At 39.0% G+C, this 10,485-nt stretch carries 8 protein-coding genes; 7 read left to right on the top strand and 1 reads right to left on the bottom strand.

Annotated elements, in window-relative coordinates:
- The first annotated feature begins 147 nt into the window (after nt 1-147).
- The 3 genes from ACS8FD_RS07325 to ACS8FD_RS07315 are packed head-to-tail and all read left to right on the top strand — an operon-like array spanning nt 148 to nt 2,934.
- The gene (locus ACS8FD_RS07325; protein WP_371532836.1) at nt 148-627 is read left to right on the top strand and encodes a DUF6932 family protein; all 480 of its coding nucleotides are present in this window, start codon (nt 148-150) and stop codon (nt 625-627) included.
- Complete coding sequence (locus ACS8FD_RS07320) at nt 624-1,868, top strand: ImmA/IrrE family metallo-endopeptidase (RefSeq protein WP_439275179.1); 1,245 nt, start codon at nt 624-626, stop codon at nt 1,866-1,868. The genes ACS8FD_RS07325 and ACS8FD_RS07320 overlap by 4 nt, the downstream gene beginning before the upstream one ends.
- A complete protein-coding gene (locus tag ACS8FD_RS07315) occupies nt 1,855-2,934 on the top strand; it encodes a beta family protein (protein WP_439275178.1) in 1,080 nt (359 codons plus the stop codon). The genes ACS8FD_RS07320 and ACS8FD_RS07315 overlap by 14 nt, the downstream gene beginning before the upstream one ends.
- Here the strand turns inward: ACS8FD_RS07315 and ACS8FD_RS07310 are convergent.
- Nucleotides 2,873-3,493: a sce7726 family protein gene (locus tag ACS8FD_RS07310; RefSeq protein WP_371532833.1), complete on the bottom strand. Its 621-nt coding sequence runs from the start codon at nt 3,491-3,493 to the stop codon at nt 2,873-2,875. The two genes, ACS8FD_RS07315 and ACS8FD_RS07310, sit on opposite strands and share 62 nt — an antisense overlap.
- A 414-nt stretch (nt 3,494-3,907) precedes the next feature.
- On the opposite strand from ACS8FD_RS07310, the gene hsdR reads away from it, so the two are divergent.
- The 4 genes from hsdR to thyA all read left to right on the top strand — a co-directional run bounded on the left by hsdR (nt 3,908) and on the right by thyA (nt 10,472).
- Nucleotides 3,908-6,340, top strand: coding sequence for an EcoAI/FtnUII family type I restriction enzme subunit R (gene hsdR, locus ACS8FD_RS07305; RefSeq protein WP_439275185.1), 2,433 nt, complete (start codon nt 3,908-3,910; stop codon nt 6,338-6,340).
- 90 nt (nt 6,341-6,430) lie between these two features.
- Entirely contained in the window at nt 6,431-8,131 is a 1,701-nt protein-coding gene (locus tag ACS8FD_RS07300) for an N-6 DNA methylase (protein WP_439275177.1), read from the top strand.
- A gap of 2 nt (nt 8,132-8,133) precedes the next feature.
- A complete protein-coding gene (locus ACS8FD_RS07295) occupies nt 8,134-9,969 on the top strand; it encodes a restriction endonuclease subunit S (RefSeq protein WP_439275176.1) in 1,836 nt (611 codons plus the stop codon).
- A 227-nt stretch (nt 9,970-10,196) separates the two neighbouring features.
- Nucleotides 10,197-10,472: a thymidylate synthase gene (gene thyA / locus ACS8FD_RS07290; RefSeq protein WP_439275175.1), complete on the top strand. Its 276-nt coding sequence runs from the start codon at nt 10,197-10,199 to the stop codon at nt 10,470-10,472.
- The last annotated feature ends 13 nt before the right edge of the window (nt 10,473-10,485 follow it).

Raw genomic sequence — 10,485 nt, 5'->3', positions numbered from 1 at the left:
GTGGTTTGATTATTATCGTCAGGCTGCGTAATTAAAATCTCCCAAGTTTAGTTATACGGATTTGACGGCAGGGGTCATTACTATAAAAGGAAACAATATTCTAATATTTGCTATAATCAATTTATCAATAATTAAATACTAAAAATTATGTTACCTACTTTTCAAACACTGAGTGGAGCGCCATGGCGCATTTTGCCTCCAGGTGAGCATCTTGCTACCTTACAAGAAGTCAAAGAGCTTTTAGCGTTTAACAATCATAGGCTTGATTTGTTTAATGGTCTTGTATCTGCCGCTAGTTTACTTGCTCAATCAGGATGCAAATATTTATATCTTGATGGAAGTTATGTGACAGAGAAGGATATACCTAGTGATTTTGATGCTTGTTGGGGCATGGAGGGAGTTGATTTTAGTTCACTTGATCCTATTCTTAAGAATATGCGTGAGGGTACAGGCGCACAAAAAGTACGTTTTGGTGGAGAACTCTATCCCAATTCTACAGAAAGTTTGTCTGGCAAACTATTTAAAGATTTCTTTAAAAATGAGAAGCATACTAATCAAGAAAAAGGAATTATTGTAATAGATCTTCAAGCTGAGTGTCGTTTTTCCTCTCAGGAGTATAGAAAATGATTTTAAACTCTTTTGAATTTAAACTAATAGAACAAAAAATTGAAAAAATAGAAGAAACAATCTTGGAAGTGAAGAGGAGTTCTTCAATGGATTCTTTTCTACTACAAATAGAGATAGACTCTCTAAATGCGTTTTTAAACAAGTTGGTTAAGGAAAGGGATTTTTATTTAAAAACAATCCAAGACTTTAGAGGCGAAGTTCTCGAAAATGATGTCTTACTACTATATCCAGAGAATTTACTTTACATTAGAATAGCAAATCAAGTGTCTCAAGAAGAGATAGCTGATTTTTTAGAAGTAAGTATTGAGGAAATAAAAAGACAAGAGGAGTATCTGTATAAAAAATTAGATCCTATTTTATTATCAAAAATAAATAAATTTGTGACAGAAAAAGTCACAAGTAATTTAAATACTAACACCTCAGGTATTAATTGGGAAAATTTTCCAATTAAAGAGATGTTGAAGCGCCAGTGGTTACCATCGCAAGTCACTGATCTAGCAAGTATTATTAAAGTACAGTTTGAAGAAATCTTTGGTAATAGTGGCTATGAATTAGCATTACATAGGAAATTCAATTTTAACGGTAACTCTCCTAATATCTACTCATTACTAGCGTGGCAAATTCAAGTTCTTAGTAAAGCAAAAGAAATAACAAAGCAGAGCCAAGTCCCTAGTTTTGACAATGACTTAGCATGGCTGAATCAGCTGGTCAGAATTTCTACAAGCCCAACAGGTCCCCTAGAAGCACAAGAGTTTCTTTTATCCAAAGGAATAATACTAATTGTAGTACCTCATTTACCACTTACATATCTCGATGGTGCGGCGATGCTTTTACCTAATACCGCAATCCCCGTTATAGGCCTTACATTGAGACATGATCGCTTAGATAATTTTTGGTTTGTTCTATTCCATGAATTAGGGCACATTTTTCTTCATCTGAATGAAGAACGTAACATTATATTTGATGAAGAAATGGATATAGTTACGGATCAAATAGAGATTGAAGCTGATAAATTTGCTCTAGAAAATTTAATCTCGTTGGAACAGTGGAATATGTGTATATCTAGATTCTATCAAGATGAAGAAAAATTAAATGAAGATGCTAGAAATTTAAAGATTCATCCTAGTATAATTGCCGGAAGAATAAGAAAAGAAAACGATGATTATAGAGTGTTTAATGAACAAATAGGATCAAAACAAGTGCGTAAACTATTTTGGGATAATGAATATGATTCTGAGTAACAGCTATGTTCCATTCCTAAAGTGGCGACAAAGTGAATTCCAAGCATTGTTTAAACTCGAAGATGAAATTAAAGATTTCATTATTCCTTATATAATACTGCCACCAATCGAATATGATTTTGCAGAGAGAAGGTTAAAGAAAACCATTGAAGAGCATATTGAGCCTATGGCAAAGCGGATTTATGATAAATGGGGTTCTAGGCTTGCCCTTTTAGACTTTCATGACAGTCTTGAAGGAAAAGTTATGGATAATGGGGAAAGCGTTGTAGAGTATGTACATAACGAAGCTCTAGCTCTGGGGTGTGAGTTAGTTCCCGTTGTTTCTTTTGAAAAGTCTAACTGGTATTTAGTAGAGGTTAAAAAAATTACTAGCGCTCAAAAGTGTGGTATTGCTTTGAGAGTTTTTTTAGAAGATCTAGACAGGCAGACTATAAATAATGAAATTGATTATTTACTAGAAATGTTCGATTTGGGTATAAGTAATATTGATTTAATTATTGATTTAGGAACCCCTGATAATTTTGAGCCCTATGCTTTATTTTCCCATATAATTTTCACGAAAATTAATAGCATTAATAATATAAAAGACTATCGCTCTTTCGTCATAGTCGCTAATTCATTAGATTTAATGCAAATTAAACAACCAGGGGGAGTATTTACTCGTCATGAGTGGATGCTATATCCCTACCTTGCCAGTAAATTCAAAGAAACCCCTCCAACTTTCGGCGATTACACAACTGATAATATAGAGTTTCTGCCTCAAATAGATATGAGAAAGATTAATCCATCAGCAAAACTGATCTATACACTACCTCAGCATTGGCATGTATTGAAGGCTAAAGCATTTAGAGGAAGTACCGCTCAAATGATTAATCTTTGTTCTAATATTATTAGCTTACCAGATTATAAAGGTATCGCTTTTTGCGATGGAGATAAACGAATTTATGATACTGCTAAAGGAATAGAAAATTGTGGAAACCTAGGAACATGGAAGCAAGTTGCAATTAACCATCATATGACAAAGGTTGTCCATCAACTCTCCAGTTACCACGCTTCAATAATTTAGTTTTAATTTCCAAAGATAGTTGTTTGATAGTCATGAACATACTCAACTGCTTATACAAATCTTTTCTAGATTTGTGCTCAAGCTTTTCTGTAACGCCATGTTGATAAAGTAATTCAATGACCTCTGCCTTCCATAAGATGTGAGCTAAACTGAAAAAATCTACGTGTGGATTAAGTTTAGCTCGCCTGATTGAACGGAAACTTACTCCACCTCTAGGACCTTTGATTGCTAGAATAAGCCCACACCATTTAGGAATTGATTTCATTACGTCTTTGTAATGATTTTCAGCTACAACAAAAGTCACCTTTTGAAGGCTTTTTGAATACTGTAATAACTGATTTGGCAGTCTTAGCAGATTATCTTTAGAACTCTTGATTTCATATCCATGGATATAGCTAGAAAACAAGGCTATATCTACTCGATTTCTACCATGTTCTAAAGATAGCTCATCAATTAATAAGTAATCACCTTTAATAGAATATTGCTTTTGCAATTTGCTATGCAAAGCATGACGTATATCTTGCTCATTTGTTGCATTCATTCTTTTTAACGTATCCAAACCTGACCTATAGTGCAAGTATTTACTATAAAGTGATAAGCATCCGTATGCTTTTTTACATAGCTCCGTAAAGCGCTATCGAGTAGTTCGATATAAATTATATTCTAACTGTTTTAGGTTTTAAATTCTGTTTCCAGATGTTTATATTAGTAGTAGTACCAGGCTGGCAAAAAATAGGAACTTCCCTTGTGATCATTGCTAATGCTAAGTATGAGCTATTTAAGAAAGTCTACTCAATCGGTCATACTCTATTTAGCTAAGATTTTTGCAGTTTGGTCTGTAGATCATAATTATATCAAATACGCTGGAGTGCTGTATGGTTGAGAGCCCATCAGGCTATAAATATTAAACATATGTTAAAGTATAAGTTACCCCCAACACTAGCTAGATAGGAAGCCTACTGCCATGGCTGGTATCAACAAATTAGAGTTATCCGAAACAGATATTATCAGCAAATTCATTCTGCCTGCCATTAAGAGTTCAGGTTGGGATGACATGACACAAATTCGCGAGGAAGTGAAGCTTCGTGATGGTAAAGTTATCGTCCGTGGTCAAATGGCAGTGCGTAAGACGGTCAAATCTGCTGATATTGTTCTGTATCACAAGCCTAATCTGCCGCTTGCTGTTATCGAGGCCAAAGCGAACAAACACTCTATTGGTAAAGGGATGCAGCAAGCGCTTGACTATGCTGGGCTGCTCGAAGTGCCGTTCGTGTTTTCATCCAATGGTGATGGCTTTATTTTTCATGATAAAACCAGTACCACTGTCCTCGAAACAGAGATTTCACTAGAGGATTTTCCGACACCAGCTGAGCTATGGGATAAGTACTGCCAGTGGAAAGGCTATACGCAAGCTCAAATGCCTATTATCACTCAAGACTATCATGATGATGGCAGTGGTAAATCACCGCGCTACTATCAGCTACAAGCCATTAATAAGACCATAGAAGCCATCTCTCGTGGACAGGATCGCATCCTACTCGTAATGGCAACAGGGACAGGTAAAACCTACACCGCCTTTCAAATCATCTGGCGTCTGTGGAAGGCTAGAGAAAAGAAACGCATTTTGTTTTTAGCAGATCGTAATATTTTGGTCGATCAAACTCGGGTAAATGATTTTCAGCCTTTCGGCACTGCGATGACCAAAATAGAAGGCCGTACCGTTGATCCAGCCTTCGAGATTCATCTTGGTCTATATCAAGCGCTAACAGGCCCAGAAGAGCATCAGAAAGCCTTTAAACATGTTGCGCCAGACTTTTTTGACCTGATTGTCATTGATGAGTGCCACCGAGGCAGTGCTGCGGAAGACAGTGCTTGGCGTGAGATATTGGAATACTTTCATAGCGCGACACAAGTAGGCTTAACAGCGACCCCTAAAGAGACTAAAGAAGTCTCTAACTCTTATTATTTTGGGGATCCTCTTTATACTTATACCTTAAAACAAGGCATTGAAGATGGATTTTTAGCGCCCTATAAAGTAGTTCGAATTGATATCGATGTCGATCTACATGGTTGGCGTCCAACCAAAGGACAGACAGATAAGCGTAATGAGTTGATTGAAGATCGTATCTATAACCAAAAAGATTTTGATCGCACTTTAGTGATTGATGAGCGTACTGAATTGGTGGCTCAGACCATCACTAGCTACCTTCAGCGTACTGACCCAATGGCCAAGACCATTGTATTCTGTAATGACATTGATCATGCAGAGCGAATGCGCCGTGCTTTGATTAACTGCAATCCAGAGCAGGTCAAAAAGAACGAAAAGTATGTCATGAAAATCACGGGTGATGATGAGTTAGGCAAAGCGCAGCTTGATAACTTCATCAATCCAAAGAAACCTTATCCAGTGATAGCGACAACGTCGGAGCTGATGACGACTGGTGTCGATGCCCAAACCTGTAAGCTAATCGTCTTAGATCAAAACATCAAATCGATGACCAAGTTTAAGCAAATTATTGGCCGTGGGACTCGTATCAATGATAAATATGGCAAATTATGGTTTACGATTCTCGACTTCAAAAAAGCAACTGAGCTATTTGCCGATGAGCGCTTCGATGGTACTCCTGAGCGTGTTATGAAAATGACACCATCACAGGTCAATGGAGGCAGTGATGAGCTAGATAAGATGGTAGATGGTGAATCAGGGGCCGAATTAGAGGAGACTTATGATACTAAAACGTCTCACAACAACGAAGGTGACAATGACTCCGATATGGGCGGCAGTGACGTTGATACAGGTGACGACCTTGGCGGCAGTGAGCCAGCGAAAAAATACTATGTGAAAGGTGTAGCTGTAAAAGTAACGGCACAGCGTATCCAATATTATGATACTGATGGTAAGCTAGTCACCGAGTCTTTTCAGGACTATACTCGCAAAACTTTCACTAAGCAGTTCGCTAGTTTGGACGAGTTTACCAAGCGTTGGAACGATACTGAGCGTAAACAAACCATCATTGATGAGCTGGCAAATGCTGGTATTATTTGGGAAGCACTACAGGAAGAGGTCGGTTCAGACATGGACCCCTTCGACCTAATTTGCCATGTGGTATATGACCAGCCACCCTTGACGCGTCGTGAACGTGCGAATGAAGTTAAGAAGCGCAATTACTTTACCAAGTATTCAGACACTGCTCAAAAAGTACTAAATGCCTTGCTCGATAAGTATGCTGATGCGGGTGTAGAAGAGATCGAAAGCCTAAACGTGCTTAAAGTAAAACCACTTGATCAATTAGGTAGTCCGATGGAAATTGTCAGAGAAAGCTTCGGTAGTAAACAAGATTATCAGCAAGCCATTAGTGATCTTGAAAGTGAAATCTATTGGGCACCGCCACCCAAACAAGCTTAAGCAACTAGAAAAAATTAGCTACAATCCATATATCTAAGCCTCTTATTGAGGCTTGTTTTATTCATACTGTTTATTGAAAAGAGAAACTACATGTCAATCAGTTCAGTTATCAAGTCTATTCAAGATATCATGCGTCAAGATGCTGGTGTCGATGGTGATGCCCAACGTTTAAGCCAATTGTCATGGTTATTGTTTCTCAAGATATTTGATGCACAAGAAGAAGCGCTTGAGTTCGAACAAGAAAACTATAAGAGCCCCATCCCTGAGCAATACCTTTGGCGTAATTGGGCAGCTGATCCCGAAGGCATCACTGGTGATGAGTTACTAGAGTTCGTAAATGATGAAATATTCGTTGAGCTAAAAAACCTGACAGCGCCAGTAGATACCAATCCGCGTGGCTTTGTGGTGCGTCAGGGTTTGAGCGATGCCTACAACTATATGAAGAACGGCACGTTGCTACGCCAAGTAATAAACAAGCTCAACGAAGTGGACTTTAACCGCTCAGATGAGCGTCATTTGTTTGGTGATATTTATGAGCAGCTACTGCGTGATTTACAGAGTGCGGGCAATGCAGGTGAATTTTATACCCCTCGCGCTGTGACACGCTTCATCGTTGATCGTGTGGATCCAAAGCTCGGTGAGCGCGTCATGGATCCAGCTTGTGGTACAGGTGGGTTTTTAGCCTGTGCGTTCGATCATGTCAAAAACAACTATGTTGAAACTGCTGAAGATCATCAAGCGCTACAGCAGCAGATTTTGGGGTTTGAAAAGAAACAACTGCCGCATTTGCTCTGTACGACCAATATGATGCTGCATGGTATCGAAGTACCCGTACAGATACGCCACGATAACACCCTAAACAAGCCGCTATCGAGCTGGGACAGTGATATTGATGTCATCGTAACCAACCCACCTTTTGGCGGCACTGAAGAGCACGGTATCGAAAAGAACTTCCCTGCTGAGTTCCAAACACGCGAAACGGCTGATTTGTTTTTACAATTAATCATTGAGGTCTTGAAAGATAAAGGCCGCGCTGCCGTCGTATTACCTGATGGCACCTTGTTTGGTGAAGGAGTAAAAACCAAGCTAAAGAAAATGCTGACAGAAGAATGTAATCTGCATACCATCGTGCGCTTACCAAACGGTGTGTTTAACCCTTATACGGGTATTAAGACCAATATTCTCTTCTTTACCAAAGGTCAGCCAACCAAAGATATTTGGTTTTATGAGCATCCTTATCCTGAAGGCGTCAAAAACTACAGCAAAACCAAACCAATGAAGTTTGAAGAGTTTCAAACCGAGATTGATTGGTGGGGCAATGAATCTGACGGCTTCGCCAGTCGTGTTGAAAATGATCACGCTTGGAAAGTTGACTTCAGCAGTAAGCGTAAAACAGCTGAAAAAGACGCAAAGCCACACTGGGACAAAGCAACAGTACTCTTAGGTGAAGTCAGTGCTTTAGAGCCTAATCTTAAAGTGTTACGTGCAGAACTAAAAGCTGCCAGCGATGAGTTAAAGCCTGATAACCTAAAAAAAGTTGAAGCGCTAGAAACTAAAATCAATAATCTGCGCCGTGATGCTAACAATAGCCAACAGGCTGGCGATAGTATATTCAATGCTATATTTAATTTTGATATAAAAAATCCGTTTGTTGATCAAGTCATTGATTATGACCCTAATAAATTACTCGCTGACTATGCCAAACAACAACAGAGTATCGATACTTTACGCAGCCAATTAAAAGATGTACTGGGCGCTGCGCTGTCTGCTAACACGACAGAGGACAAGTAGCTATGAATGTAAAAACGAGCTTAGAGGTGGGTAAAGACGCAAACAAACCAGAGCAGTTGATCACTGAACATATCGATATCTGGACTAGCGCTATACTGGCTAAATCGACTAGTGGGCGTGGCAGTAGCAAAAAGTATGAGCTATACGGCATTAGCAAATTACGTGAGCTGATTTTGGAGTTAGCAGTACGTGGCAAGCTAGTGCCGCAGGATGCTAATGATGAGTCTGCCTCTGTTTTGTTAGAAAAAATAGCGGCTGAAAAAGCTCAGTTGATTAAAGATAAGAAGATTAAGAAGATTAAGAAGATTAAGAAGACTAAAGCAGATGGTAAAGTTAATGAAGATGAAAAACCTTTTGATCTTCCTCGTGAGTGGCAGTGGACTCGACTTAACTTTATAACAGAGATAAACCCACGTAATACGAATGTTGATGATAAAACTAAAGCATCATTTGTTCCAATGACTCTAATCACTACATCATACGATGGAGTACATGATTCTGAATCAAGGCCTTGGAGTGAAATAAAGAAAGGCTATACCCATTTTGCTAATGGCGATATTGCTATTGCGAAAATTACACCTTGTTTTGAAAATAGTAAAGCTGCTATTTTTCGTAATTTAGAAAATGGTATTGGCGCAGGGACAACAGAACTCCATGTTGCGCGTCCTTTTGGAGAGCAAGTTGAAAGAAATTTTCTTCTTTTATATTTTAAATCACCTAACTTCTTAACTATGGGTCAAAAGCTTATGACTGGCTCTGCTGGACATAAAAGAGTCCCAAGAAGTTTTTTTGAAAGCAATCCTATTCCACTTCCACCGCTTGCAGAACAAAAACGCATCGTCGCTAAAGTCGATGAACTCATGCTGTTATGTGATCAGCTAGAGCAGCAAACCGAAGCCAGTATCGAGGCTCACGCTACGCTTGTGGAAGTGTTATTAGCCACGTTGACAGATAGTACTGGCGCTGATGAGCTGGCACAAAACTGGGCGAGAATTGCTGAGCATTTCGACAGCCTGTTCACTACTGAGCAAAGCATCGAAGCTCTAAAGCAAACTGTGCTGCAATTGGCGGTAATGGGTAAGTTAGTTCCGCAAAATCCAGATGAAGAACCTGCTTCGGTGTTGTTAGAGAAATTACGTAAAGAGCGCTCGGAGTGGCTTCAAAAAACAAAAGAGGAAAATCCAGAATCTAAAACGATGTTGAAGAAATTGAAAAAACTGTCAGATGCTTCTGCACCTTTCGGAATTCCATCTACATGGAAAACAGCACACCTTATAGATTTATGTACCTACTTAGTTGACTGTCATAATAAAACAGCACCATATGTTGATAGTGGTATTCCAATAATCAGAACCTCGAATATTAGAGAGAGAGAGTTTTGTATGACTGGTATGAAGTATATTTCTGAGGAAACTTACGAATATTGGTCGAGAAGGTGCCCTCCAAAACCCGAAGACATAATTTTCACAAGAGAAGCACCGATGGGTGAAGCTGCTATCATCCCTAAAGGAAGTGTTTGGTGTTTGGGGCAAAGAACAATGCTGATAAGACCATATCACAAGTATGTTTCGAACCAGTATTTACTTCTAGCATTAACAGAGCCACATTTGTTAGAAAGAGCTTCAGAACATGCAATTGGCTCCACCGTTAAACATTTAAGAGTTGGTGACGTTGAAAATTTAAACATTCCTTTACCACCTCTAAGTGAACAACATCGTATCGTTGCTAAAGTCGATGAATTAATGGCTATTTACGATCAGCTAAAAGAGAAGCTAAAGCAATCTCAAAAGACGCAAGTTCAGCTTACTAATGCGTTGGTTGATCGTGCCTTAGGGTGAGTTTTAGTATTGGGCTAAGTGTTTTATATGTCTTGATAAGATATAATGTCTCTTATCAAGACACTCTACTCGGTAAATCGAATAATGTTGATGTTGCTGGTAAGGACAACTGACCGTTTACACAGACCGTATTGTGCAGAATTAAAAATGCACAGTCGGAATGTAGCGCTCTACATTAGAAAATAAAACGACTTGTGCATAAATTAGGGGTTGTAAATTTCCTAGGCGTGCCTTTTAATATTGCCAGTTACGCGCTATTAACGCATATGATCGCGCAAGTTTGCGAGCTGGAAGTGGGAGAATTTATCTGGACCGGCGGTGATTGTCATATTTACCAAAATCATAGAGAGCAAGTAGAGTTACAGCTCACTCGCGATCTTTATCAGCTGCCGACCCTATCATTAAATGCAGAGGTGAAAGATATTTTTGCTTTTACTTTTGAGGACATCAGCGTTGACGGTTATGAATCGCATCCGGCTATTAAAGCGAAAGTGGCGGTTTAAGCGACTGAACTGT

It is taken from the genome of Psychrobacter sp. 1U2 (assembly GCF_051847575.1).
Note: the sequence above shows the minus strand (reverse complement) of the source record. Positions and strands in the feature narration are given on the sequence as shown.